At 62.0% G+C, this 279-nt stretch carries 1 protein-coding gene; it reads left to right on the top strand.

The window, feature by feature from the left end; genetic code table 11:
- On the top strand, nucleotides 1–188 hold a 188-nt coding region (locus KVS69_RS19420; RefSeq protein WP_217539579.1), incomplete at its 5' end, for an efflux RND transporter permease subunit.
- Nucleotides 189–279 lie beyond the last annotated feature (91 nt).

The raw sequence follows: 279 nt of genomic DNA on the forward strand, positions 1-279 counted from the left end.
CCGTCATCCTGGCCGGGTTGTTTCCGCTGTTCGTTGGTGCCGGTGCCGGCTCGGAGGTCATGCAACGTATCGCCGCGCCGATGCTGGGTGGCATGCCCACCGCACCGGTGCTCTCTATGGTGGTGATTCCCGCAGCGTTCTATCTGGTGCGGCGACGTGGATTGCGCGCGGCGCGGGGCGACCAATGAGAGATAGACTGAGCACCTGAGGTCCGTCCCCACAAATGACGCGAGTCATGGAAGAAGTCATGACTGGCGTTAAAGGGTAGAGTACCGCCTA

Source organism: Stenotrophomonas sp. GbtcB23 (assembly GCF_019091045.1).
GTDB lineage: Bacteria > Pseudomonadota > Gammaproteobacteria > Xanthomonadales > Xanthomonadaceae > Stenotrophomonas > Stenotrophomonas rhizophila_A.